Genomic DNA, 25,153 nt, shown 5'->3' on the forward strand with positions numbered 1-25,153 from the left:
ATCGCGATGTCAACGCCGAGATCGCGGTGCGGCAGCGTTGCCGGATCCTTGATCGCCGTGACCTTGATCGGCTTGCCGCCGCCAACGATGATCGTGTCGCCTTCGACCTTCACTTCGGCAGGGAACTTGCCGTGGATCGAGTCGTAGCGCAGCAGGTGCGCGTTGGTTTCGACCGGGCCGAGGTCGTTGATGGCGACGACTTCGATGTCGGTGCGGCCCGACTCGACGATGGCGCGCAGGACGTTACGGCCGATGCGGCCAAAGCCGTTGATGGCTACTTTTACAGTCATTGAAATTCACTCCCGTTCACTCAGGGTGTTTGTCTATTGGATTTGAGAGCGCTTGTCAGCGCCCTCAGGAAAGCTTTGCCTCAGCAGCGGCGACAACGGCTTCCGTGGTGATGCCGAAGTGCTTGTAGACGTCCTTGTAAGGAGCCGAAGCGCCGAAGCCCTTCATGCCGATAAAGGCGCCTTCCGGTCCGATGAAGGCATCCCAGCCTTCGCGAACGCCGGCTTCGACGGCAACCTTGACCGGCGAGTTGCCGATGACTTCCTTGCGGTAGGCATCCGGCTGCTCGAAGAAGAGTTCGGTGCAGGGAACGGATACGACGCGCGTCGAGATGCCCTTGCCTTCGAGAGCCGTGCGGGCTGCGACAGCAAGCTCGACTTCGGAGCCCGAAGCGAAGATGGTCACCTTGGCGTCGGCATTGCCGGCCAGCGTGTAGGCGCCCTGTTCGCAGAGGTTCTTTTCGCTGTATTCCGTACGAGCGGCCAGAAGGTTCTGACGGGTCAGAGCGAGGCCGGACGGGCGGTTGGTCGTCTTGATGGCGATCTGCCAGCATTCCGCCGTTTCCGTGGCGTCCGCCGGACGGAACAGCTGGAAGTTCGGGATGGCGCGCAGGCTTGCGACCTGCTCGACCGGCTGGTGTGTCGGGCCGTCTTCGCCGACGCCGATGGAATCATGCGTCAGGACGTGGATGGCGCGGATGCCCATCAGGGCGGCCAGGCGGAGCGGCGGGCGGCAATAATCCGAGAAGATCAGGAAGCCGCCGCTATAGGGGATGAGGCCGCCGTGGAGCGCGATACCGTTCATGGCAGCAGCCATGCCATGTTCGCGGATACCCCAGTGCATGTAGCGGCCCGAGAAATCGGTCGGGGTGATCGACTTCATCTGGCTGGTCTTGGTGTTGTTCGACGGCGTCAGGTCGGCGGAACCGCCGATCGTTTCCGGAATGAAGCCGTTGATGACTTCGAGCGCGTCTTCCGATGCCTTGCGGGTTGCGACCGTCGGCTTGGTTTCAGCGAGCTTCTTCTTGTAGTCGCTGATGGCGGCGTCGAAACCATCAGGCAGCTTGTGGTCGAAGCGGCGCGTGAACTCGGCCTTCTTGGCAGCGTCGGCTGCAGCAAGGCGGCCTTCCCAGGCTTCACGGGTGCCGACTGAACGTTCGCCGGCAGTGCGCCATTCACCCAGGATATCGTTCGGGATGACGAAGGGCTCGTAAGGCCAGTTGAGCGCGACGCGGGTCGCGGCGATTTCCTCGGCGCCGAGCGGCGAGCCGTGGACCTTGTGGGTGCCCTGCTTGTTCGGAGCGCCGAAGCCGATGATCGTCTTGCACGCGATGAGCGTCGGACGGTCGGACTTGTGAGCGGCTTCGATAGCGGCGCTGATGGCGGCCTGGTCATGACCGTCGACTTCGATGGTGTTCCAGTGAACGGCCTTGAAGCGCATGATCTGGTCGGTCGAATCCGACAGCGAGACGGCGCCATCGATGGTGATGGAGTTATTGTCCCAGAACAGGATCAGCTTGTTGAGCGTCAGGTGGCCGGCAAGCGCGATGGCTTCATGGCTGATACCTTCCATCAGGCAGCCGTCGCCGCACATGGCGTAGGTGTAGTGATCCTGGAGCTCCGAGCCGAATTCCTCGCGCAGCTTGCGCTCGGCGATCGCCATGCCGACGGCATTGGCAATGCCCTGGCCGAGTGGGCCGGTGGTGGTTTCGATGCCGGTGGCGTGGCCATATTCCGGATGGCCTGCGGTCTTGGAGCCGAGCTGGCGGAAGCGCTGGAGCTCATCGACCGTCATGTCCGGATAGCCGGTGAGGTAGAGAACCGAATAAAGCAGCATCGAGCCGTGGCCGGCCGACAGGACGAAGCGGTCGCGGTCAGGCCAGAGGGGGTTTTTCGGATCGAAGCGCAGATATTTGCTAAAGAGAACGGTGGCAACATCGGCCATCCCCATTGGCAAACCGGGGTGACCGGAATTGGCCTTCTCGACAGCATCCATGGCAAGGAAACGGATTGCATTCGCCATCCGGTCGTGTTGTTCGCGAGAGTTCATGGGTTTTTCCGCAGTGTTCCGGGTTCTCGGGGGATGGCCACACGCTTGGGAGGGAGGGCCATCGGTTGAAAGGCGGGCGAAGGGGAGACGCTCTTCCGAACGCTATTTCCAACGTTGCCTCAGGCGGCTGAGACATAGCAGTTGGGGCGAGCAAGTCAACAAATCGAGGGGCCATTCGGGGTCGCCTGCGGCAATTTTTTGACATTTGCCCGATCACTTTTACAAAAGACGACAATCATGCGACAAGGCCTATGCAGCCGGCAAAGGCGGCATTCATCCACAGAATAGGGTGCCTGCGGCATGGCAGCCTTTATTGACGTGCAGTCGCCGAGTTGAATATTGTTGCGAAATCAGACAAGTGGCCGGATGTTTTGATTCGGGCCTTGCGCGGAGTATCGAAGGCCATGACACCTTCAGGCAAAACGGTGGAAGCAGCGCTCGCCCAGTTACGCCAAGCGCTTTCGACTTTGGAAAGCGCTGTCGACGGGCGGTTCGAGCGCGAGCGTGCGCATAGCGACATAGAAGGCGAGGTTCGGCGGGTTCATGCCGATCGCTCGCGCCTGGCTCAGGAGCTCGATCAGGCCGAGTTCCGGGCGAACCGGCTTGAGGAAGTCAATCGCGAAGTGTCGCGTCGGCTTGTCACGGCGATGGAAACCATAAGAGCCGTGCTGGACCGCTGATCCCTCGGGAGGCAGCCGTCGCGGCACGGCAATGATCGGAAAGTCGAATGGCACAAGTAACGGTAACGATCGACGGCAAAGCCTACCGGATGGCCTGCGAAGAAGGGCAGGAAGATCATCTGACCGATCTTGCCACCCGCTTCGACCGCTATGTGCTGCACTTGAAGGACCAGTTTGGAGAGATCGGCGACCTGCGTCTCACCGTAATGGCCGGGATCATGATCACCGACGAGGTGTCGGAACTGACGCGACGCGTTTCCGCGCTGGAGACCGAGCTGGAGGGCTTGCGCAGCAATCGCGATACGACCATGGCCGCCAATGCGCAGGCTGAGGAGACGCTGGCCAGCGTCATCGATGAGGTGACGATGCATATTCACGGTATTACCGAGAAGCTGATCGCCCGGCCAAGCACCGAACAGGCTTGAGTTTATTTGTGCGGATGCCGGCCGGTGCCTCTGGTGCGCCGGCGCAATCCGCTCTATATAGTTCATGCGGTCTGCGCTTCCCGACAGGAACCACAATCCCTGGGGCCATACTCGATCCAAAGGGAGCTGTCCCTGACCAGGCCCGTGGGCTTGGACATATGGCGCCCACCTACGTTTGTAGGCACCCAGGATCGTAAACATCCATCGGTCGTCGTGGATCGCTCTTCAAATTTTTCCGTTCCATCTCTTTGAAAAGGCGCATCAGCTTTTCTGAAAATCGATTCCGATTTTCAGGCCGATGCTGTAAGGCAAGGAAGGCGCCGCGCAGTTCTTTTGCCACGCTGACGCCACTCCTCCTCCCCTTAACTTTTCGAACGCAGATAAGCGCCTCGCTCCAGTTCTGCGCGATTGGTCGCGCTGCGCAGTCGCAGCAGATCCTTGCGGGCGATCAAGCCCACGAGCCGGCCGGTTTGTGCCTCGACGACGGGGACGCGGCCCGTATCGGCCTGGATCATGATGTCGGCAACGCGGCCCACCGTGTCCTCGAGATGAGCGACAGGAATGGCCGTGTCCGAGATCACGTCGTAGAGCGATTGGTCCATCAGTTCGGGTTCGCTTTGCCACCGCAGGGCGTCAGCACGCGAGATCATGCCAACCAGCCGACCATTGTTTTCGACAACGGGATAGAAGCGATGCGCGTCCAGCCGCTCGGTCATAAGCGCCAGGGCTTCGGACAGGCGCATGGTGGCGGGCAAGGTGTCGACCTTGGCGATCATGATATCGGCGGCACGGGTGAGTTCGAAGGGATCGATGCCGTATTCGCGGGTGATGTGCTGGCCGCGTCGGGCGATCTTCTCGGTCAGGATGGAGCGGCGCAGCAGCAATACGGTGACGGCATAGGCCGCTACGGTGGCCGCGAGCAGGGGGACGACTGCCCCCATGTCTCCCGTCAGCTCCATGGCGAAGAAGGTGCCGGTCAGCGGCGCGCGCATGGTGCCACCCATCATGGCCGCCATGCCGAGCAGAGCCCAGAAGCCGGGATCGCCGGGGAGGACCAGGCCAACGAGCCAGCCGAGCGCACCGCCGAGGATAAGGAGCGGTGCGAGCACGCCGCCCGACGTCCCGGAGGACAGGGCGACCAGCCAGATACCTGCCTTGACCAGAAGGATCGCAAGGACAGCGCCTGCTGCAATATGGTTGTGCAACAGATCGGCGATGATGTCATAGCCGACGCCGAGCGCGCGAGGCTCGATCAAGCCGCCAAGGCCGACGACGAGGCCGCCGAGGGCCGGCCACCACATCCAGTGGATCGGCAGTTTTTCGAAGGCGTCTTCTATCTTATAGAGCAGGGTGGTCAGCAGGCCGGATTGCAGGCCCGAAACGATGCCGAGACCGGCGGCGAGCAGGATGCCCCACCAAGACAGGGTCGTCTCGAAATGCGCGGGAAACAGCGCGCCGCTGCCGATCAGCAGTGGACGCCAGACGACAGAGACGCAGGCTGCGACGGCGACGGGGATGAAGCTGCGTGGCTTCCATTCGAACAACAGCAGTTCGACGGCGAGCATCACGGCAGCGATCGGGGTGCCGAACACGGCCGTCATGCCGGCTGCGGCACCGGCGACGAGCAGGGTCTTGCGCTCGGCCGCGCTCAGATGAAAGAGCTGTGCGAAGAGCGAGCCGATCGCTCCACCCGTCATGATGATCGGGCCTTCCGCGCCGAACGGGCCGCCGGAGCCGATCGAAATCGCCGATGATAGGGGTTTCAGCACAGCCACTTTCGGCGACATGCGGCTGCCGCCGATCAGGATGGCTTCGATGGCCTCGGGAATCCCGTGGCCACGGATTTTCTCTGAGCCGTAGCGTGCCATGAGGCCGATGACGAGGCCACCGAGAACCGGAGCCGCCACCATCCAGGGCGAGCGTGCCACAGCGGTGAAAGACAGCGGTTCGGTGCTGACCTTGAACAGCCAGACACCATTGCTGACGAGAGCGATGAGCTTGATCAAAACCCAGGCAGCAAAGGCGCCGCCGGTGCCGACCACCAGCGCCATGGCCATCAACAGCAGGACGCGCTTGTCTGTGGTGAAGTCGCCATTGTCCTTCCGGGATGCTCCGCCGGAAAAATCATGCCTGTTATTTTGTGCGGTATGGATGTCCTGCATAGGCGACCTTCTGTGCCGGAGCATTTCCGCCTTCCTTCGGGCCGCGAAAATACTCTATCTTCTTGTTTTTACGCATTCCGGACGGAAAACCGCTTCGCACTTTTCCTGGAATTGCTCTAAAGCGCGTCGCGATCTTTCAGATTCGCTTCACGCGCTTTAGCTCTTTGATTTCACGCATGTCGTAGCCGCAAAACCGCTGCACACTTTTGCGCGACATGCTGTAAGCGTGAGCGCCTGTCATTCGATTGCTTTCGGCGCTGAGATGGCAATTATATCGTAATGCGATATAAATCAACAGAGATTGCCGGCTGCGGCAAAGAGGACGATGTGATGGTGCGGAATTTGGATGAAACCTTGTCGCAGGCGGATTACGAGGCGCTGGCCACGCTGCGCTACACCCTGCGCAAATTCACGGATTTCAGCACGTCAGCCGCTCAGGAGGCTGGCCTGCCGCCACAGCAGCACCAGGCGCTTCTGGCTATCAAGGGCAACCGCGCCGGCGATCTGATGACGATCGGCATGCTGGCGGAAAAGCTGCTGATTGCGCCGCATACGGCGACGGAGCTGGTCGGGCGATTGATCGATGGTGACTATGTGACACGCCACCCCGATCCCGCAGACAAACGTCGCCAGACCCTGCACCTGACGGAAAAGTCCGACAAGGTTCTGCAGCAACTCAGCTCGATCCATCTGGTCGAAATTCGCGATATGGCGCCGAAGCTGATCGAGATCCTCACCCAGCTTCAGGCCGGTGTTCGGGCCGAAAATTGAACCTCGGGCAATTCGCGTCGGCGCCTCGCAAGGGTCGGGGTGCTGATGCCCGGTCTCGTTGCGGACAGATCGATGGGGCTCTAGCCCTCCAGGTCATTCTTCAGCTGATCGAGGATGGTGAGGGCGTGGCCGGCATAGGCGCTGATCCAGCGATCGTGGATTTGTTTGATCGGCAGGCTGTTCAGATGGTTCCAGCGTTCGCGCCCATCTTTCCTGGCAACGACGAGATCCGCATCCTCCAGCACTTTCAGATGCTGCATGACAGTGCAGCGATCCATATCCGCAAAGGCCTCGCAGAGCGCGCCGGTCGTGCGCGGCGCGTCCTTCAGCATGTCGAGAATTTCGCGCCGCCGCCGATGGGCGAGGGCTTTGAAAATGAGGTCGCTATCCGATTCGGTTGACATGTTATGCTTTTATAACATTAATGAGGCCATTCGCAATGGAGCGACGGTCTGAAACTGATAACGGAGGAGATGTCATGACATTGAGTGTTCGGATCTCAGGACGGATCGGCCGCAAGGTCGAAGAAGTCTTCGATGCCGTCGTCAATCCAAGCAAGCTTTCGAGCTACTTCACGACCGTCGGTGGCGCCAGTGCCCCGCTCGTGGCTGGAACGACCGTCATCTGGTGGAAGAATATGCCTGTGGAGGTCAACGAAGTGGAGGACAACAAGCGCATCGTCCTTCACTGGGAAGGCGGCACTGGAGAAGACGGCATTCGCTACAGAACCAAGGTCGAGATGACGTTCGATGCGCTGGATGATGGAGGCACGCTTGTCGTCATCGAGGAATCCGGTTGGCGTGAAGACGAAGCGGGCCGCCGCGGCACCTATCTGAACTGCGAGGGGTGGACGCAGATGCTTTGCTGCATGAAGGCCTTTGTCGAATATGGCATCAACCTGCGTGAAGGGTTCTTCCGGAGCGAGATGCGGGGCGAACCGGCGGAAGCGCCAGATCGCTGAAGGTTGTGAATATCATGAAGCTGCCATCACGGCTCGTCCGCAGAAGCCATGCGGACGAGCCGATTTTTATGGGCCGTCTGGCCCCAATCCTCGATTGCAGAACCTGGTTGATCGGGCGGCTCGGCGCGCTATCTTTCGTTGTGATTTGCTGAAGAAGATGTCCAGAACTTTGTTTCCAGTCGTCTTTTCCGCGCGTGCAAATCTCACTTCGAAAGGCACGGAACGGCAGGTGACCGGGAAGTCGATTCCTGATAGGGAGCAGCGGTCAAGGTGGGATAAAAAGGTGACTTTTGTGCATGGGGTTAAGCTCAAAAGCCAACGGAATGACGAAATCATTTAAATAATGACAGATTCATTGTTGGTGGATCGGGGCCTGCGCCAAAATTGCCTAAATTTAGAATGATGGGGGCGCGCATCATAACGGGCCCGTGCAAGAAATGCAGGGCTGTAACACAAAGACATATTGTCGGTGTTACTGAATGTCCGAACAATCAGGACTGGCGACGGTCAACAAGCGAGTAAAGCATGTCGAGTCCAATCGATCTGGAAAATGCCGATGAGGAACTGGAAGAGCGTGGCGGTATCGTCGGTTTCCTCAATCGCTTTCGCGCGCTGATTGTTGCCGTTCTCACCGTCGCCGTCTTCTGCATCGCAGCCTACGCGATCTACGATCTGACCAATGAAGTCCGCTACGACGACGTCGTGCATGCGCTGACGACGACGAAGATCTCCTCGGTGCTGCTGGCTCTGCTATTCACGGGCCTCAGCTTTGCGTCGTTGATCTTCTACGATCAGAACGCGCTCGAATATATCGGCAAGAAGCTGCCGTTTCCGCATGTGGCGCTCACCTCGTTCAGCGCCTATGCCGTGGGAAATACCGCGGGCTTCGGTGCACTCAGCGCCGGCGCGATCCGTTATCGGGCCTATACCCGCATGGGCTTGTCGCCCGACGACATCACCCGGGTTATCGCATTCGTCACGCTGGCCTTCGGTCTCGGTCTTGCCGCCGTCGGTGCCGTTGCGCTTTTGGTGATCGCCGATGAGATCGGCCCGCTGATCAACGTCGCAGGCCTTTGGCTGCGCCTCGTCGCAGTCGCCATTCTCGTAGCGCTCGCTTTCGTGGTTTTCGCGGGCCGCAATGGCCGCGAGATACGACTCGGACCGGTTGCCGTGCGCTTGCCGGATTCGCGCACTTGGTCGCGACAGTTCCTGGTAACCGCATTCGACATCGCCGCCTCGGCCTCAGTACTCTACGTACTGCTGCCGGAATCCTCGATCGGCTGGCCGGGCTTCTTTGCCATTTATGCCATTGCCGTCGGTCTTGGCGTCCTCAGCCACGTTCCGGCCGGCTTCGGCGTTTTCGAGACGATCATCATCGCCTGGCTCGGCAGCTCGGTGAACGAAGATGCGGTGCTGAGCTCGCTGGTTCTCTATCGCGTCATCTACAACGTCATTCCGCTCGTCATCGCGATTGCGGCGATCTCGGTCGCCGAGTTGCGTCGCTTCGTCGATCATCCCGCCGCGTCCAGCATGCGCCGTGTCGGCGGTCGTCTCATGCCGCAATTGCTGTCCGCTTTTGCGCTCCTGCTCGGCATGATGCTGATCTTTTCGAGCGTGACGCCGACGCCGGACCAGAATCTGATCGTCCTGTCCGACTATCTACCCCTGCCTGTCGTCGAAAGCGCGCATTTCTTCTCCAGCCTGCTCGGACTGACCATCGTCGTCGCGGCACGCGGCCTCGGGCAGCGGCTCGACGGTGCATGGTGGGTGTCGATATTCTCCGCGGCCTTCGCCCTCTTGCTATCGCTGCTGAAGGCGATCGCCATCGTCGAAGCAGGCTTGCTGGCTTTCTTCATCTTCAGCCTCGTCGTCAGCCGCCGGCTCTTCAACCGACCGGCATCTCTGTTGAGTCAGACGCTGACGGCCGGATGGCTGACGGCTATGGCGGTGATCTGCATCGGTGCCATCGTGGTGCTGTTCTTCGTCTATCGCGATGTCGGATACAGCAGCCAGCTCTGGTGGCAGTTCGAGTTTGCCGACGAAGCACCGCGAGGCCTCCGTGCCGCGCTCGGTATTTCCATCCTGTCGTCTGCGATCGCCATCTTCAGCCTGCTGCGCCCGGCGGCGAAGCGGCTGGAGCCGGTGACGGGCGATGTCGTGGCGCGTGCGGTGGAAATCGTCCGCAAGCAAGGCATCGCCGACGCCAATCTCGTGCGCATGGGCGACAAGAGCATCATGTTCTCGGAGAAGGGCGATGCTTTCATCATGTACGGCAAGCAGGGCCGTTCCTGGATCGCCCTTTTCGATCCAGTTGGCCCGCGCCACGCGCTTCCCGACCTCATCTGGCGATTTGTCGAAACGGCCCGGGCGGCCGGCTGCCGCTCGGTCTTCTATCAGATCTCGCCGGCACTGCTTTCCTATTGCGCGGACGCCGGTTTGCGCGCCTTCAAACTCGGCGAGCTGGCGGTGGTCAATCTCTCGAATTTCGAGCTGAAAGGCGGCAAATGGGCCAATCTCAGGCAGACGGCAAGCCGCGCGGTTCGCGATGGACTAGAATTTGCCGTTATCCAGCCGCAAGATATAGCCGAGGTGATGGAAGAGCTGGCTCATGTCTCGGATAGCTGGCTCGCTGATCACAATGCCAAGGAAAAAGGCTTTTCGCTGGGCGCGTTCGATCCGGACTATGTGAGCTCACAGCCGGTAGGCGTATTGAAGAAGGATGGAAAGATCGTCGCTTTTGCGAATATTCTGATGACGGAGACCAAGGAAGAGGGATCCGTCGACCTGATGCGTTTTTCGCCCGATGCCCCGAAAGGTTCGATGGACTTCCTGTTCGTTCAGGTCCTCGAATACCTCAAGGGTGAGGGCTTTCATCGTTTCAACCTCGGCATGGCTCCGCTATCGGGCATGTCGAGGCGAGAATCGGCACCTGTCTGGGACAGGGTCGGGGGAACGGTTTTCGAACACGGCGAACGCTTCTACAATTTCAAAGGGCTTCGTGCCTTCAAATCCAAGTTTCATCCCGAGTGGCAGCCCCGCTATCTGGCTGTTTCGGGCGGTGTGAGTCCAATTATCGCGTTGATGGATGCCACATTCCTCATCGGGGGCGGACTTAAGGGGGTCGTGAGGAAATGATCTTGAAATACGCAATGTCATTGGCTTTCGGATGCATGTTGTCGGCAGGCCTGCTGGTGTCGGGTCAGGCACGGGCGGAAGCTGACGATACAAAATACGATCTGGGCATGATCCCGGCGCCGCATATCATGCGCCCGCAGGGCAAGGTCTCGAACGAAGTCGTGCTGATTTCGGACCTGGCCGGCTGGGGTGACAAGGAAAAGGCGGTTGCCGACAAGCTCGTTTCGAACGGTTCGCTTGTCATCGGTATCGACTATCCGTCCTTCCTGGCTTCGCTCAACAAATATGACGTCAGCAAGAATGACGGCTGCATCTACATCGTCGCGGATCTGGAATCGCTGAGCCAACAGGTGCAGCGCTCCTTTGCCGACAGCACCTATCAGCTGCCGATCATCGCGGGTGTCGGTGCCGGCGGCGCCATGGCGCTGACGATTGCGGCCCAGACGCCGGATGCGACGGTTGCCGGCACGCTGGCAGTCGATCCGACAGCCGGCATCGGCCTGAAGCAGGAACTCTGCACGCCGGCCGAGAAGAAGACCGATGGCGATATGGTGTCCTTCGGCCTGCAGGACGGCGCTCTGCCCAATCCCATTCTCGTGACCTATACGGCAAATGCGCCGAAGGATGGCCGTGACCACGTCGCAGACATCCAGAAGGATCATCCCGAGGTCCAGACGACGGATTCCGACAATGCCGACACCTATGCGACGCTTGAGGCTTCGCTTGCCGATCTGATGAAGACGATCGACAGCTCGAAGTCGCCGCTCGGCCTGCCGCTCGATGTCATGGAAACGACGCCGACGGAAGACACGCTTGCAATCGTCTATTCCGGCGATGGTGGCTGGCGCGACATCGACAAGGAAGTCGGCAGCTATCTGCAGGATCAGGGCATTCCGGTCGTGGGCGTCGATTCCCTGCATTATTTCTGGACCGAGCGGGATCCGCAGCAGACGGCGAACGACCTTGCCCGGATCATCGATTTCTACACCAAGCGCTTCAAGGTCAAGCATGTGGTGCTGGTCGGCTACTCCTTCGGCGCCGACGTGCTGCCGGCGAGCTACAACCGCTTGCCGCAGGTCCAGAAGGACAAGATCGTCCAGATGTCGCTGTTGTCGCTGTCGCAGAAGGTCGATTACGTGATTTCGGTCATGGGCTGGCTTGGCGCATCGAGCGAAGGCAAGGGCGGAGATCCGGTCAAGGATCTGAAGTCGATCAATCCGAAAATGGTGCAGTGCGTCTACGGCAAGGACGATGACGAGGATGTCGCGTGCCCGCTGCTCAAGGACACCGGCGCCGAAATCATCGCCATGAGCGGCGGCCACCATTTCGACGACGACTACGAGGCTTTGTCCAACCACATCATCAATGGTCTGAAGAGCCGCCTCGGCGAATAACAGATCGACGCGGGCGGCTGATTTGTGCAGCCGCCCACCACCACCCTCATATGTTTTCCTGGTGATGCCAGCCTCTTCTTCCGGTATGGAGGCAGGCGAACGCAGCGAGCGGACCTTTCCGGGGTTCGTCGCTCAGCAATCAATTGCTTCTTGCTGCGGCTGCCGCTAGTCGGAGGAAGCACATATTGCGAGTGGTGCGGCTGGCGCCGCCGGTCGCTTTCACGTCTCGAGCATTTCCGTTTCAAACCGGGTCGCGGAAATGCTCTGTCTTTTGTCTTCACGCAATTCCGGACGCAAAGCACCGCCCAGCTTTGCGGTAATTGCTCCAGAAAGGGCCTGCCTTGTCCGCCGCACCGTCTTCCGCCTTCGCCAAATCCTATTCCGGCTTCCTGTTCGACATGGACGGCACGATCATCAATTCGATCGCCGCTGCCGAACGCGTCTGGGGCAATTGGGCCCGCAGCAAGGGTCTCGATGTCGAGAAGTTCATGCCAACCATGCATGGCAAGCGCGGTGTTGATACGATCGGCCAATTGAACCTGCCCGGCGTCGATCCGGTTGCCGAGTCGAACCTGATCATGGAAGCGGAAATTGCCGACATAGAAGGCGTGGTCGCGCTGCCGGGAGCCATCGACTTCCTGGCGTCCCTGCCACCGGAGCGCTGGGCGATCGTGACGTCTTCGCCATATCGTCTGGCGATGGCCCGTCTTGATGCCGCAGGTATCCCCGTGCCGCGCTTCATCGTGACAGCAGAGGATGTCAAGGTCGGCAAGCCTGATCCGCAGGGCTATATCCTCGGCGCGCAACGTCTTGGTCTGCGCACCTCGGATTGCCTGGTGTTCGAGGATGTGATGGCGGGTATCAAGGCCGGCGAAGCGGCCGGCGCGGATGTGCTCGTCATTACCGCGACGCATTCCCATCCCGTGGAAACCGATCACTCGACGCTGCTGAACTATGAAAATGTTCGTGCGCATGTCGACGGCAACGGCAAGATATCGATTGTCCGTAACGGCTGATATGCCGGATCGGCCACAGGATTGCCGCATGTCGCTTTCGCGCATTGCATTGGGCGGCCGGCTCATTATGTTTTCGTGATATCATAGATTTTTGCGAAGATCCGATGACCCCGAAAGAGCTGAAAGCCCAATATCGCAACGAGCGTCTGGCGGCGCGGGACGCCATCCCGGCCGACGAGCGCATCGAAAAGGCGTTGGCCATGGCTACCCATGGCGGCGATGCGATCGACATCGAGCCCGGCACTGTCGTTTCCGGCTTTCTGCCGATCCGCTCCGAAGCCGATGTAAGGCCGCTAATGGCACAGTTCAGGGCGCGGGGCGCGCGGCTCTGCGTGCCCATCATTCTCGATAAAAGCACGATCGTCTTTCGTGAGCTCGTGCCGGGTGCGCCGCTCGTCCCTTGCGGATTCGGGACGTCCGGACCCGGCCCCGAGGCGGCGGTGCTTGACCCAGGGGTCATGCTGATACCGCTTTCGGCATTCGACAAAACCGGCCACCGCATCGGCTACGGCGCCGGCTATTACGACCGTGCGATCACCCGTCTGCATGAAAAAGGCCTGAATCCGCGCCTGATCGGCATTGCATTTGATTGCCAAGAAGTGCCATCAGTACCGGCTGAGCCGCATGATGTCCGTCTTGACGCGATTTTGACCGAGAGCGGACTCAATTTCGTTTCGGAAGCGATTGGATAGAGAATGCGGCTGCTTTTCTTGGGTGACATGGTCGGCAAGACCGGACGGGTTGCGGTATGGGACCGTTTGCCGGGGTTAGTTTCCGACCTGAAACTCGATTTCGTCATCGTCAACGGCGAGAATGCTGCCGGCGGCTTCGGCATCACCGAGGACATTTTCCTTGAGACGATCAATGCCGGCGCCGATGTCGTGACGACAGGCAACCATGTTTGGGATCAGAAGGAAGCCGTGGTTTTCTGCGAGCGCCACGACCAGTTCCTGCGCCCCGCCAACTATCCTGCCGGCACGCCCGGTCGCGGATCCGGCATCTACTACGCACGCAATGGCGCCCGCGTGCTCGTGGCGAATATCATGGGCCGCGTCTTCATGCATCCCGAGCTGGACGATCCCTTCAAGGCGGCAGAAGCCATTCTCGACGCATGCCCGTTGAAAGAGCAGGCGGACGCGATCATCTTCGATTTCCATGCGGAAGCGACCAGCGAAAAGCAGTGTTTCGGCCATTTTGTCGATGGCCGCGCCAGCTTCGTCGTCGGCACGCATACGCATGTGCCGACGGCCGATGCGCAGATCCTGAATGGCGGCACGGCCTATATGTCGGATGCCGGCATGTGCGGCGATTACGATTCCTCGCTCGGCATGGAAAAGGAAGAGCCGCTCAACCGGTTCATTTCGAAGATGCCGAAGGGACGGTTCGAAGCGGCTTCCGGGCCTGCGACCATCTGCGGCGTCGGCGTCGAGATTTCCGACGCAACGGGATTGGCGGAAAAGATCGCGCCGCTGCGGCTCGGACCGCGGCTTGCGGAGACCATTCCGGAGTTCTGGCGCTAACCTTGTCCGGGTTTCGCCAGCGAACCGATATATTTCAGCCGGTTCGACGAAAAATCCGATGATCTTGGGCGATTCTAGCCTGCGAACGTGTTTTTTCCATCTTTGCAACCTATGCTGGGTGTGGTTGATTGCGCTGTACTATTGGGGGAAGCGCATGAACCGGGTTCTTTTGACTACCATCATAACTGCGACACTATCGAGCTGCGTCTCGCCTAATCCGGTCAGCACCACCTCGGACGGCTACCGCATCGAAAAATTCAGTCGAGGCGCGGTTTTCGTCGGCAAGAGCTGGGATCCGTTCACGCCCGGCACTTGGAGCATTGATTGCCCGATCGATTCGATGACCGACAAGCGGGATTGCAGCATCTCCCCGGTGAATGGGACGCCCCTTCACATCCGCTATGGCAATTCGACCACACCACAAAGCGTCTGTGTAAGTACGAGCGGGATTACCGCCTTCATGCGGGTCGATAGCAATCCCCCGATTACCACCGACGGCAAAGGCTGCGTTCCGGCGGGCCAAATCATCGGCCAGCTCAAGACCGGCACCATCTACCGGGCGAGATATGGTGTGATGACTGAAAGCCTAACCAATCCGCAGGCGATCCCGAACGAGGGAACGGTGTCACTCGAAGGATTTAACAAGGCGATGGAGATAGTTGCGGATATCCAGGCTGGAAGGCTTGCCGTCAAGCCATAGGAATAGCGGCGGAAGGCTTCTGCCGTCGGCGTTACCCGGCTTTTTACTTGAATGAAAGCCGCTTCGCTTTTATAAGGCGCCCATTCCCAACAAAAGACGTGAACAGGGGTGCCATGGCTGGCCATTCACAGTTTAAAAACATCATGCACCGCAAGGGTCGTCAGGACTCGGTGCGTTCGAAAATGTTCTCGAAGCTGGCGCGTGAAATCACCGTCGCCGCCAAGTCGGGTCTGCCTGACCCGACCATGAACGCAAGCCTGCGTCTGGCGATTCAGAACGCCAAGGCGCAGTCGATGCCGAAGGACAACATCGATCGCGCCATCAAGAAGGCGTCTGGTGCCGACACCGAGAATTACGATGCGATCCGCTATGAAGGCTACGGTCCGGGCGGCACGGCGATCATCGTCGAGGCGCTGACCGACAATCGTAACCGCACGGCGTCCAACGTCCGCTCGATCTTCACGAAGGCCGGCGGTGCGCTCGGCGAAACCGGTTCGGTGTCCTTCTCCTTCGATCACGTCGGCGAAATCACCTACAAGCCGAGCGCTGGCGATGCCGACAAGGTCATGGAAGCGGCGATCGAAGCTGGCGCCGACGATGTCGAAAGCGATGAAGAAAGCCATGTGATCATCTGCGCCTTCGAATCTCTCGGCGAAGTTGCCAAGGCGCTCGAAGCGACGCTCGGCGAAGCCGAAACGGTCAAGGCGATCTGGCGCGCACAGAACAATGTGCCGGTCGACGAAGAAAAGGCCGTGTCGCTGATGAAGCTCATCGACAGTCTCGAAGACGACGACGACGTTCAGAATGTCTATTCGAACTTCGAAGTCTCGGAAGAAGTTTTGGCCAAGCTCTCGGCCTGATCCTCTACGATCAATCAAAAAGCCGGCTGCAGCGATGCGGCCGGCTTTTGCTTTATGGCGTTGTCGCGCGCGTGAAATCGTCGCGAAAAGCGGCGAGATCGGCGGCTGCTACATCGGAAACGGCCCAGAAGATCAGCCCGTCCGCATGCCATTCGAAAAAATTGTAGCCGTCCTTCTCGGCATTGCTTCGGCCTCCCGATGCTGCGGGCCAGACGAAGAGATTGATGATGTGGCCGTGCCGGCGATAGATCAGCGCCGCCACCACCCGGCCGTCGAGGTAATCCACCCGGCCGCCCACAAGGGGAAAGCCCTGGCTCGCCAGATCCACCACCGGCGGCGAGAAATCGATCTTGCCGTTGAACCACGGTTTGACGGTGTGCTGGTCTGAGGTCAGCACATCGGTCAGGTGATCTGCCAGCATCGAGCGCACATGGCTTGAAAGAAGCTGGTCTTCTATCGTCTGGCTCTGCTGCGGCACGTTCAGCACCAGCATGAGGCTGGCGCCGAGAACGGCAAGCGACGGCACGAAGCTCCATTCGCGAACCAATCGCCAGGCGCGATGCCATGGGCTTTCCGTCAGGGGGCTTTCCGTCTGGATCGCGGCCGTCGCACGCCTGGTCATGGCCTGTTCCAGCGAAAGTGCGGCCTGAACGCGGGCATGGACGGCGTCCGGCGCCTGCCACTTTACGCCGTCGCGCGCGGAAAGGCGTTTGACCATCATGGCATTCTCCATCTCGCCGGCACATTCCGGGCAGGTCGCCAGATGGGCCTCGAAACGTGCCGCATTGGCTGTGTCCAACTCTCCGTCGATGAAGCCATGCAGCAGGTCTGCCCACTCGCCGTGATCATCGTGCTCCCTACCACCGCTCATCGGGCTGCCCCCGTCTGATCAAAGCTGCGCCAGGCCTCGCCGAAATCACGGCGGGCGCGGGCAAGGCGCGACATGACAGTGCCGATCGGCGCGTCGATAATGTCGGCGATCTCCTTATAGGAAAGATCCTCAAGCTCGCGCAGGACGAGGACCTCGCGCATGGCATCGGGCAACATGTTGATGACCGCGCGCACCCGCTGTGTTTCCGATTTGCGGATGAAGGCGGCTTCCGGCGTATCTTCCTCTGAGGCCGGATCGGGCGAGGGCACGCCTTCGTCCGAATCCCGTTCGTCGGTCATGGGCTGTTCGTAGCGGGTCTTGCGTCGGCCTTCCTGCAGCCAGGCATGATAGCAATTGCGGACGATGGTGAAGGTCCAGGCGCGGGCATCGCCGTCACGAAAACCGCCAAAACCCCTATAGGCGCGAAGATATGCCTCCTGCACGATATCCTGCGCCGCATCGGCATCCCGGCTCAGGAAGCGCGCAAAATTATAGGCGGCATCCAGATGGGGGATGATGGTGCGCTGGAAGCGGCGCATGGTCTCGTCGGGGGAGGAGTTTGCGTGACGTTGCGCCCCGGCATCGGCGGTCGGTTCCGCCACCGCCATGAGGATGGCGCGAGAGGTTGTTTTGGGCCGTGCAAAGAACGCAGCCACGCGAACCAGAAGCTGCGCCAGCCTGCCTCTCACGGTGTTTTGCGGCCGGTGCCATGTCCATAGGTTGAACTGGTCGGCGAGCGTCATCGAACTCATAATCCGGGCGTCTATCATCGTGATCCCCGCAAAACGCCGATGCCGACTGTAAGCCTCGGATAGGGCGCTTGCAATGTTGCCTGATAGCTTAGATCGCACTCGCGCGGGGTTTATTCCCGGCCCGACACAAAAAAGTGCGCCGGCTGCGATCTCAAGCCTGCCGCCTTATCGCGCGAATCCCGATCCGTAAAATTAACTTCAATCATTTCAATTGGTTGAGAGAAATATTCCAGCGGCGGGGAATAAGCGTCCACCTCCGTCGATCTTCTTCCTCAGTGGATGGCTGCGATCGGTCGCGGCCTCCACCTGGCCCGAAAGCCATAACCATGAGGAGATATTGCGATGTTTGATATGACCCGCCGCGCCGTACTCGGCACGGCTGCTGCCGCGGCCGCCTTCGGGCTGTCGTCGAAGCTGGAATTCATTCCGCAAGCCTTTGCCGCGACCCTGCTGGAGCCGACAGTCGGCTTTTACAAATACAAGGTCGGCTCGATCGAGGTCACGGCCATTTATGACGGCATCTGGCGCAAGCCGCACGATCCGGCCTTCATCAAGAATGCTTCCGTCGAAGACACCAAGGACGCGCTCTCCAAGGCCGGTCTTACCACCGATTTCATGCCTATTCCGCTGACCGTCGTCGTTCTCGATATCGGCGGACGCAAGATCATGATGGATGCCGGCTCGGGTGTCGGGCAATGGCAGACCAACGCCACGCATCTGCCGGCCAACATGGCCGCAGCCGGCATCGACTACAAGAAGATCGACACGATCATGATCTCGCATTTCCATCCGGACCACGTCTGGGGCCTGATGGAGAAGGGAACCAATGCCGCGGTCTTCCCGAATGCCGAGCTGATCGTCAACGCCGCCGAATTCAACTGGTGGACCGATCCGGGCCGCGTCGACAAGCTGGCGGAAGGTCGCAAGGAAGCCGGCCGACGCATCGCCTCCGTCTTTCCGAAATGGAAGAACTGGAAGCTGGTCGAGGATAACGCCGAAGTGGCACCCGGCGTGCATATGCTGGCTGCCTATGGTCATACGCCGGGCCATTCCGTCTTCCTCATCGATGGCGGCAGCGAGCAACTGATGGTCTCGGCCGACATCATGTATGTGCCGGCGTTGCTCGCTCCCCATCCGGAATGGGAAGGCACTTACGATCAGGACGGCCCGATGGCCGTCGCAACCCGCCGCAGGCTGATCGATCGGGTCATTGCCGACAAGATCAGGATTTGCGGCTCGCATTTCCCTTTCCCGGGCTCCGGCACCTTCGTCAAGGACGGCAATGCCTACGGATTTACCCCCACCATCCAGGCCTGAGTGGCCAAAAAGAGGAGCAAATATCATGTTCAGACATGCCATTTTCGGGATTGCCGGCCTGTGCGCCGTTGCCATCCTTCCGGCCGCAACGGCAGGCGTCGCCTTTGCCGTCGACAATATGGAATCGACCGATGCGCCGGATCTGACTTCGGTGCGCGCCAAGATCGACGCAAAGGACTATGCCAGCGCGCTGGCCGAGCTTCGCGACATTGCCGAAGAGCATCAGCAGGCCGATGTCTACAATCTGATGGGCTTCACCCTGCGCAAGACCGGCGACTTCAAGACGTCGCTCACCTACTACACCAAAGCCCTGGAACTACAGCCGGATCATAAGGGCGCGCACGAATATCTAGGCGAACTCTATGTCGAGACCGGCGACATGCCCAAGGCCCGCGAGCAGCTGGCGACGCTGACCAAGCTTTGCCCGGCGGGATGTGAAGAGCTTGAAGATCTGACCAAGGCGATTGCAGCCAAGGGAACCAACTAGACCCGGGTTCGACCAATCCGGCGGCATTCAAACTCGACCAAGTCGAGAGGATGCCGCCGGGCAGGACCGGAGCGCGCGGGGATATCGATGGGAAGGAGACAAGCCATGGAATTCGAAGAGGAGAGTGCCGTTCTTGTGAATATGGCCGACATGGCATTGTTGTTCGGCCGCATCCTGCTGTCGCTGCTCTTTCTGGAAGAAGGCATCGAACTTGCCAGCAATTTCGACAATGCGTTGGAGGTTATGGCCAAGCTCGGTGTTCCAGCCCCCATCGCGATTGCAACAATCGTGCTGCAGCTAGGCGCCGGGCTTGCCATTGCGCTCGGCCTGATGACGAGGCTGGCGGCATTTGGCCTCGGCCTGTTCTGCTTGCTGACGGCGATGCTCTTTCACACCAATTTCGCGAGCCATAATGAGCTGCTGCACTTCGAAAAGGATCTGGCGATCTCGGGTGGCATGTTTGCATTGATCGTCGCCGGCGCCGGTAAGCTGTCGCTCGACATGCTCATCCGGCGTCATTGGAACACGAGGCTCGTGGCTTGAGCCTGTCGGTCATTCGGTGAGCCGCGCATGTAGGATCGGCTCACCGACTAAACTGCCTTCCGAAAATCAGGAAACCTTCTTGAAGCTTGGAAGCGTCGCGAAAAGCTCCACCGAATTCAGACGCGCCTCGATATCGTGGATCGGCATCGAAATAATGACTTCATCGGCTTCCGTGTCCTTGATGAAACGCGAGAGCTTTGCCTCTGCCGTTGCGGGCGAACCGACCACCGCATAACGCAGCGTATTTTCCACGTTCAGCTTTTCCATCGGCGTCCAGAAATCGTCCATATCGCTGCGCGGGCGGGGGAAGGGGCCGCGCACGTTGCGGCGCAGATTGACGAACTGCTGTTCCGCAGAGGTGAAATGATATTGCGCCTCCTCATCGGTATCTGCGACCGACCCCATGGCACCGACCATCACATAAGGCTTGTCGAGCGTGGCCGAAGGCGTGAAGCGGTCGCGGTAGATGGCGATGGCGTCCAGCAGCGAGTCCGGTGCGAAATGCGAGGCGAAGGCATAGGGCAGGCCGAGCATGGCGGCGAGATGGGCGCTATAGAGACTGGAGCCGAGCAGCCAGATCGGCACGTTGGCGCCGTGGCCAGGAACGGCGAGGATGATCTGATTGTCGTCGGCAGGGCTGAAGAGGTGTTGCAGCTCGACGATGTCCTGGGGAAAGCTCTGTGCGCCCGCATCTATATTGCGGCGCAATGCCTGTGCGGTGCGCATGTCGGTGCCGGGCGCGCGGCCAAGCCCAAGGTCGACGCGGCCGGGGAACAGCGCTTCCAGCGTGCCGAACTGCTCGGCAATGACGAGCGGCGAATGGTTCGGCAGCATGACGCCGCCCGAACCGATGCGGATGCGCGAGGTCGCTGCGCCGATATGGCCGATAACGACTGAGGTCGCGGCGCTGGCAACGCCCGGCATGCCGTGATGCTCGGCGAGCCAGAACCTGTTGTAGCCCAGTTCTTCCGCCTTTTGCGCCATGCGCTTCGAGCTGTCGAAGGACTGGCGGATGGTGCTGCCTTCGGCAACGGGCGAAAGATCGAGGATGGAAAAGGGAACCATGGCAAGAAACCTGCGTGGTGGAAGGGAGGGTCGCTCCCACATGTAGGAGCGCGGTCCGCCTATTCCAAACCCTGCCGCCGCAATTTCGTCACGATGTTTTCAGCGTGGTCTGCGCGGTGCAATCTGTGTCTTGTTTTTGTTTTGTTCACATTTTGCTGGCACATCTTCAGCCCGAAAGATAGGTTGGCTTATGCAGAACACGATTCGCATCATCGGCATCGATCCAGGCCTTCGGCGCACCGGCTGGGGCATCATCGACACGCTTGGCAACTCGCTTCGCTTCGTGGCCTCGGGCACCGTCACTTCTGACGGCGACATGGATTTGGCGTCCCGCCTTTGCCAGCTTCACGACGGGCTTGCCGAAGTCGTTCACAGCTATCAGCCGGATGAAGCCGCCGTCGAGCAGACCTTCGTCAACAAGGATGCGGTGGCGACGCTGAAGCTCGGTCAAGCGCGTGGGGTCGTGATGCTGGTGCCGGCGCGCGCCGGCCTGCCGGTCTCCGAATATGCGCCGAATGCGGTCAAGAAAGCTGTCATCGGTGTCGGTCACGGTGAAAAGCAGCAGATCCACATGATGTTGAAGATCCTGATGCCAAAGGTCGAATTCAAGGGCAATGACGCGGCGGATGCGCTGGCCATTGCTGTCTGCCATGCCCACAACCGCGGCACCAGCCGGTTGCGGCAGGCGGCGTTGGCCGGATAGTTTGTTCTTGACTTGTTCTTGTGGTAATGATAATTCTTACTGCAAGATCGGAGAGTAAGAATGCGTGTGACGTCCAAAGGGCAAGTGACCATCCCTCGCGATTTGCGGGAGTTGGCCGGCATAGAGCTCAACAGTGAAGTCATATTTTCCGTTGAGGATGGAAAGCTGGTTGTTTCCCCCAAGAACGGCAAGCGAGAAATGGAAGATCGGCAGCGGCTCGATCGGTTCATGGCCACCCTCAAGCGTTTGGAAGGCACCGGTGATCAGGATATCGACGCCGAAGCACTGATGTCGATGACGCGTGATCGCTAATCATGGTCACCATCGTTGATACGAATGTGCTGGTTGATTTGGCCATACCAGGTTCAGCTTGGTATGGCTGGTCGACAGGGCAGATTCTTTCCGCTTTCAAGCGAGGACCGGTCGTCATCAATCCCATCATCTATGCGGAATTTTCGGTGCGTTACAGCAGTGTGGACCGTGTAGAGGAGCTGCTGCCTCAAAGTGAGTTTCGCCGTGAAAATCTGCCCTGGGCCGCTGCCTTTGCCGCTGCGGCTGCTTTCAAGGCCTATCGTCAGAGCGGTGGGGGGCGGGAGCGTATTCTCCCGGACTTTTTGATCGGCGCACATGCCGCCATTCGCGGTTACTCGATACTGACGCGAGATTCCAAGGGTTATCGGTCTTATTTCCCCACCGTTGGCCTCATTTCACCTGAAACCCATCCCTGACGGACATTATTCATGATCGGCAAGCTGAAAGGCACAATCGAAGAGATCGGCGAAGACTATGTGCTCGTGGATGTGCATGGCGTCTGTTATGTCGCCTATTGCTCCGCCCGGACGCTGTCGAAGCTCGGCTCGGTCGGAGAGGCCTGCATTCTATTCATCGAGACCTATGTCCGCGAAGATCAGATCCGGCTTTTTGGTTTCATGACGGCGCTGGAGCGCGAGTGGTTCAACATCGTGCAGACGGTTCAGGGCGTCGGTGCGAAGGTGGCGCTGGCGCTGTTGTCGACGCTGACGCCGGCCGAGTTGGCTAATGCGATCGCTCTGCAGGATCGCGCTGCCGTTTCGCGGGCGCCGGGCGTTGGTCCGAAGGTTGCCATGCGTATCGTGACGGAATTGAAGAACAAGGCGCCGGCCTTTGCCGGTGATGCAGCCAATATCGGGCTCAAGCAGGAGCTGGGCGAAGGCATTGCGGCAGCGCCCGTTGCGGATGCCGTGTCGGCGCTCACCAACCTCGGCTATTCCCGCGATCAGGCCGCCAATGCCGTGGCCGCGGCCTTGAAGACGGCCGGCGAGGGCGCCGACAGCGCCAAGCTGATCCGCCTCGGCCTCAAGGAACTCTCGCGGTGAGGCTTTGCACCTTCCGCGTTCCTTACTATTGTCTCAAAATCGGGACATCGACTTGCGATGCTCTTCCGACGAAGACTATTTTGAGTGCGGCAGACCTGATGCCGCCTTCGGCCTGAAAGCCGAGAAACGAATACCGGGAATGGAACCTCTGACATGAGTGAAGCCGCACGTCTGATATCGCCGGAAAAACGGGGAGAAGATATCGATGCGACGCTCAGGCCGCAGTCGCTGGACGAATTTACCGGCCAGGCGGAAGCTCGGGCCAATCTGAAGGTCTTCATCGAAGCAGCCAAAGGGCGCGGCGAAGCGCTGGACCACGTGTTGTTCGTTGGCCCGCCCGGTCTCGGCAAGACGACGCTCGCGCAGATCATGGCTAAGGAGCTCGGCGTCAATTTCCGCTCCACATCTGGCCCCGTCATCGCCAAGGCGGGCGATCTTGCGGCGCTATTGACCAATCTTGAGGAGCGCGACGTGCTCTTCATCGACGAAATTCATCGCCTCAATCCGGCCGTCGAGGAAATCCTCTATCCGGCCATGGAGGATTTCCAGCTCGATCTGATCATCGGCGAGGGGCCGGCGGCGCGTTCCGTCAAGATCGATCTCGCCAAGTTCACGCTGGTTGCCGCCACCACCCGTCTCGGCTTGTTGACGACGCCACTGCGCGATCGCTTCGGCATTCCGGTACGGCTGAGCTTCTATACCGTCGAGGAACTGGAACTGATCGTCCGGCGCGGCGCCAGGCTGATGGGTCTCGGTATGACCGATGAGGGCGCGCGCGAGATTGCGCGCCGGGCCCGCGGCACGCCGCGTATCGCCGGCCGGCTGCTGCGCCGCGTGCGGGATTTCGCCGAAGTGGCCAAGGTCGAGGCGGTGACGCGGGAGGTTGCCGACGAAGCGCTGACTCGGCTTCTCGTCGATAATGTCGGCTTCGATCAGCTCGACAAGCGCTATCTCAACATGATCGCCGTGAATTTCGGCGGCGGTCCCGTCGGCATCGAAACCATCGCCGCCGGTCTTTCCGAACCGCGCGATGCGATCGAGGACATTATCGAGCCCTATATGATCCAGCAGGGCTTCATTCAGCGCACGCCGCGTGGCCGTGTCTTAACCGCAATTGCCTGGAAGCATCTCGACATGCAGCCGCCCAAGGAACTGGAGGCAGCCCAGTTCCGGCTGTTCCAGGAGGGGGACTGAATTGCTTGGCCGTCGCGCCTTTCTGAAGCTTTTCGGCGGCAGCGTATTCGGTTTGATGACGCTTGGGGGCTATGCCTTCGGATATGAGCCCGTCATCCGGCTGGATGTGACCCGCTATGCGCTGACGCCGCCGGGATGGACGCCGGGGTTGAAGCTTAGAATCGTGGCGCTCGCGGATTTCCATGCCTGTGAACCGTGGATGACAGCAGAGCGCATCGGGTCGATCTGTGCCCGTGCCAATCAGCTTGGTGGCGACATCATCGTCCTACTCGGCGACTATACGTCCGGGACCGATTTGATTACGGGCAGAGTCGACCACCGAGCCTGGGCGGCGCAGCTTGCCACGCTGATGGCGCCGCTGGGTGTTCATGCCATCCTCGGCAATCACGACTGGTGGCACGATGCCGCCGCCCAGAGAAGCGGCCGTGGCCCCACATTCAGCCATCGCGCCTTGACCAGCGTCGGGATCGAAGTCTATTCCAACCGCTCGGTACGCCTGGAGAAGGACGGCCAGGCATTCTGGCTCGCCGGCCTTGAGGATCAGCTCGCGTTGAGGCGCAGCATTCGCTGGAAGCGGCCTTTCACCCAGGGGCTCCACGATCTCCGCGGTACGCTGGCTCAAATTACCGATGATGCGCCCGTTATTCTGCTCGCACACGAGCCCGATGTCTTTCCGGATGTGCCGTCGAGGGTGTCGCTGACCCTTTCCGGGCATACGCATGGCGGGCAGGTGCGGGTCTTCGGCTGGTCGCCTTATTCGCCCTCACGCTACGGAGACAGATATGTCTATGGTCATATCGTCGAGGAGGAGCGCCACATCATCGTCTCCGGTGGCCTCGGGTGCTCGATCATGCCGGTCCGCCTCGGGGTTCCGCCTGAAATCGTCGTGATCGATGTGGGTTGAG

General features: G+C 60.0%; 27 protein-coding genes and 1 other RNA gene. 21 read left to right on the forward strand and 7 right to left on the reverse strand.

Translation table 11 applies throughout. From position 1 onward, the window contains the following. The coding region (locus ACIQJ2_RS08335) for a glyceraldehyde 3-phosphate dehydrogenase NAD-binding domain-containing protein (protein ID WP_400746505.1) at positions 1-290 on the reverse strand (290 nt) is incomplete at its 3' end. Between the two features lie 64 nt (positions 291-354). Next, entirely contained in the window at positions 355-2,337 is a 1,983-nt protein-coding gene (tkt, locus tag ACIQJ2_RS08340; protein ID WP_400677122.1) for a transketolase, read from the reverse strand. Between the two features lie 404 nt (positions 2,338-2,741). On the opposite strand from tkt, the gene ACIQJ2_RS08345 reads away from it, so the two are divergent. The 3 genes from ACIQJ2_RS08345 (at position 2,742) to ssrS (ending at position 3,666) form a co-directional block, all read left to right on the forward strand. After that, on the forward strand, positions 2,742-3,017 hold the full coding sequence (locus tag ACIQJ2_RS08345) for a DUF4164 domain-containing protein (protein WP_199148295.1): 276 nt from the start codon (positions 2,742-2,744) through the stop codon (positions 3,015-3,017). Positions 3,018-3,064: 47 nt separating this feature from the next. Then, positions 3,065-3,442: a cell division protein ZapA gene (locus tag ACIQJ2_RS08350; protein WP_400677126.1), complete on the forward strand. Its 378-nt coding sequence runs from the start codon at positions 3,065-3,067 to the stop codon at positions 3,440-3,442. A 65-nt stretch (positions 3,443-3,507) separates the two neighbouring features. Beyond that, positions 3,508-3,666: non-coding RNA, 6S RNA (ssrS, locus tag ACIQJ2_RS08355), on the forward strand. A gap of 138 nt (positions 3,667-3,804) precedes the next feature. Here ssrS and ACIQJ2_RS08360 read toward each other — a convergent pair. Further along, the gene (locus tag ACIQJ2_RS08360) at positions 3,805-5,604 is read right to left on the reverse strand and encodes a chloride channel protein (RefSeq protein WP_199148297.1); all 1,800 of its coding nucleotides are present in this window, start codon (positions 5,602-5,604) and stop codon (positions 3,805-3,807) included. 330 nt (positions 5,605-5,934) lie between these two features. Here ACIQJ2_RS08360 and ACIQJ2_RS08365 point away from each other — a divergent pair, with 330 nt between their 5' ends. Beyond that, complete coding sequence (locus ACIQJ2_RS08365) at positions 5,935-6,375, forward strand: MarR family winged helix-turn-helix transcriptional regulator (protein ID WP_400677130.1); 441 nt, start codon at positions 5,935-5,937, stop codon at positions 6,373-6,375. An 80-nt stretch (positions 6,376-6,455) separates the two neighbouring features. Here the strand turns inward: ACIQJ2_RS08365 and ACIQJ2_RS08370 are convergent, their stop codons facing one another. Further along, the gene (locus ACIQJ2_RS08370; RefSeq protein ID WP_400677133.1) at positions 6,456-6,779 is read right to left on the reverse strand and encodes an ArsR/SmtB family transcription factor; all 324 of its coding nucleotides are present in this window, start codon (positions 6,777-6,779) and stop codon (positions 6,456-6,458) included. 74 nt (positions 6,780-6,853) lie between these two features. Here ACIQJ2_RS08370 and ACIQJ2_RS08375 point away from each other — a divergent pair, with 74 nt between their 5' ends. The 8 genes from ACIQJ2_RS08375 (at position 6,854) to ACIQJ2_RS08410 (ending at position 15,961) form a co-directional block, all read left to right on the forward strand. After that, positions 6,854-7,336 (forward strand): SRPBCC domain-containing protein, encoded by a 483-nt coding sequence (locus tag ACIQJ2_RS08375; RefSeq protein WP_400677136.1) that lies wholly within the window; start codon positions 6,854-6,856, stop codon positions 7,334-7,336. 525 nt (positions 7,337-7,861) lie between these two features. Further along, positions 7,862-10,471, forward strand: a complete 2,610-nt coding sequence (mprF, locus tag ACIQJ2_RS08380; protein ID WP_400677139.1) for a bifunctional lysylphosphatidylglycerol flippase/synthetase MprF — start codon at positions 7,862-7,864, stop codon at positions 10,469-10,471. Next, positions 10,468-11,865: a virulence factor gene (locus tag ACIQJ2_RS08385; protein WP_400677142.1), complete on the forward strand. Its 1,398-nt coding sequence runs from the start codon at positions 10,468-10,470 to the stop codon at positions 11,863-11,865. Before mprF ends, ACIQJ2_RS08385 begins: the two co-directional genes overlap by 4 nt. A gap of 341 nt (positions 11,866-12,206) precedes the next feature. After that, positions 12,207-12,881 (forward strand): HAD family hydrolase, encoded by a 675-nt coding sequence (locus tag ACIQJ2_RS08390; protein ID WP_400677145.1) that lies wholly within the window; start codon positions 12,207-12,209, stop codon positions 12,879-12,881. 104 nt (positions 12,882-12,985) lie between these two features. Then, positions 12,986-13,573: a 5-formyltetrahydrofolate cyclo-ligase gene (locus tag ACIQJ2_RS08395; protein ID WP_400677148.1), complete on the forward strand. Its 588-nt coding sequence runs from the start codon at positions 12,986-12,988 to the stop codon at positions 13,571-13,573. A 3-nt stretch (positions 13,574-13,576) separates the two neighbouring features. After that, a complete protein-coding gene (locus tag ACIQJ2_RS08400) occupies positions 13,577-14,401 on the forward strand; it encodes a YmdB family metallophosphoesterase (protein WP_400677151.1) in 825 nt (274 codons plus the stop codon). Between the two features lie 154 nt (positions 14,402-14,555). Next, a complete protein-coding gene (locus ACIQJ2_RS08405) occupies positions 14,556-15,101 on the forward strand; it encodes a hypothetical protein (RefSeq protein ID WP_400677153.1) in 546 nt (181 codons plus the stop codon). Between the two features lie 113 nt (positions 15,102-15,214). Further along, a complete protein-coding gene (locus tag ACIQJ2_RS08410) occupies positions 15,215-15,961 on the forward strand; it encodes a YebC/PmpR family DNA-binding transcriptional regulator (protein ID WP_400677156.1) in 747 nt (248 codons plus the stop codon). A gap of 52 nt (positions 15,962-16,013) precedes the next feature. On the opposite strand, the gene ACIQJ2_RS08415 is transcribed toward ACIQJ2_RS08410, so the two are convergent. Beyond that, a complete protein-coding gene (locus ACIQJ2_RS08415) occupies positions 16,014-16,832 on the reverse strand; it encodes a zf-HC2 domain-containing protein (RefSeq protein ID WP_400677159.1) in 819 nt (272 codons plus the stop codon). Beyond that, complete coding sequence (locus ACIQJ2_RS08420) at positions 16,829-17,602, reverse strand: sigma-70 family RNA polymerase sigma factor (RefSeq protein ID WP_400677162.1); 774 nt, start codon at positions 17,600-17,602, stop codon at positions 16,829-16,831. The genes ACIQJ2_RS08415 and ACIQJ2_RS08420 overlap by 4 nt, the downstream gene beginning before the upstream one ends. A 324-nt stretch (positions 17,603-17,926) precedes the next feature. Between ACIQJ2_RS08420 and ACIQJ2_RS08425 the strand changes: the two genes are divergently transcribed. The 3 genes from ACIQJ2_RS08425 (at position 17,927) to ACIQJ2_RS08435 (ending at position 19,931) form a co-directional block, all read left to right on the forward strand. Continuing rightward, entirely contained in the window at positions 17,927-18,901 is a 975-nt protein-coding gene (locus ACIQJ2_RS08425; protein WP_400677165.1) for an MBL fold metallo-hydrolase, read from the forward strand. Positions 18,902-18,926: 25 nt separating this feature from the next. Beyond that, the gene (locus ACIQJ2_RS08430; protein WP_400677168.1) at positions 18,927-19,388 is read left to right on the forward strand and encodes a tetratricopeptide repeat protein; all 462 of its coding nucleotides are present in this window, start codon (positions 18,927-18,929) and stop codon (positions 19,386-19,388) included. A gap of 105 nt (positions 19,389-19,493) precedes the next feature. Next, positions 19,494-19,931, forward strand: a complete 438-nt coding sequence (locus tag ACIQJ2_RS08435) for a DoxX family protein (protein WP_400677171.1) — start codon at positions 19,494-19,496, stop codon at positions 19,929-19,931. 66 nt (positions 19,932-19,997) lie between these two features. Here ACIQJ2_RS08435 and ACIQJ2_RS08440 read toward each other — a convergent pair whose 3' ends face one another. Continuing rightward, positions 19,998-20,996 (reverse strand): LLM class flavin-dependent oxidoreductase, encoded by a 999-nt coding sequence (locus ACIQJ2_RS08440; RefSeq protein WP_400677174.1) that lies wholly within the window; start codon positions 20,994-20,996, stop codon positions 19,998-20,000. A 190-nt stretch (positions 20,997-21,186) separates the two neighbouring features. Between ACIQJ2_RS08440 and ruvC the strand changes: the two genes are divergently transcribed. From ruvC to ACIQJ2_RS08470, 6 genes are all read left to right on the forward strand, one after another. Then, the gene (gene ruvC / locus ACIQJ2_RS08445; protein ID WP_400677177.1) at positions 21,187-21,699 is read left to right on the forward strand and encodes a crossover junction endodeoxyribonuclease RuvC; all 513 of its coding nucleotides are present in this window, start codon (positions 21,187-21,189) and stop codon (positions 21,697-21,699) included. A gap of 60 nt (positions 21,700-21,759) precedes the next feature. Beyond that, positions 21,760-22,011, forward strand: coding sequence for an AbrB/MazE/SpoVT family DNA-binding domain-containing protein (locus ACIQJ2_RS08450; RefSeq protein WP_075851557.1), 252 nt, complete (start codon positions 21,760-21,762; stop codon positions 22,009-22,011). A 2-nt stretch (positions 22,012-22,013) separates the two neighbouring features. After that, a complete protein-coding gene (locus tag ACIQJ2_RS08455; RefSeq protein ID WP_199148311.1) occupies positions 22,014-22,427 on the forward strand; it encodes a type II toxin-antitoxin system VapC family toxin in 414 nt (137 codons plus the stop codon). A 12-nt stretch (positions 22,428-22,439) separates the two neighbouring features. After that, complete coding sequence (ruvA, locus tag ACIQJ2_RS08460; protein WP_400677181.1) at positions 22,440-23,054, forward strand: Holliday junction branch migration protein RuvA; 615 nt, start codon at positions 22,440-22,442, stop codon at positions 23,052-23,054. Positions 23,055-23,207: 153 nt separating this feature from the next. Next, on the forward strand, positions 23,208-24,248 hold the full coding sequence (gene ruvB, locus ACIQJ2_RS08465; RefSeq protein ID WP_199148313.1) for a Holliday junction branch migration DNA helicase RuvB: 1,041 nt from the start codon (positions 23,208-23,210) through the stop codon (positions 24,246-24,248). 1 nt (position 24,249) lies between these two features. Next, entirely contained in the window at positions 24,250-25,152 is a 903-nt protein-coding gene (locus ACIQJ2_RS08470) for a metallophosphoesterase (protein ID WP_400677185.1), read from the forward strand. Position 25,153 lies beyond the last annotated feature (1 nt).

Source organism: Rhizobium sp. NPDC092011, from assembly GCF_044756305.1.
In the GTDB taxonomy this organism is placed as follows: domain Bacteria; phylum Pseudomonadota; class Alphaproteobacteria; order Rhizobiales; family Rhizobiaceae; genus Rhizobium.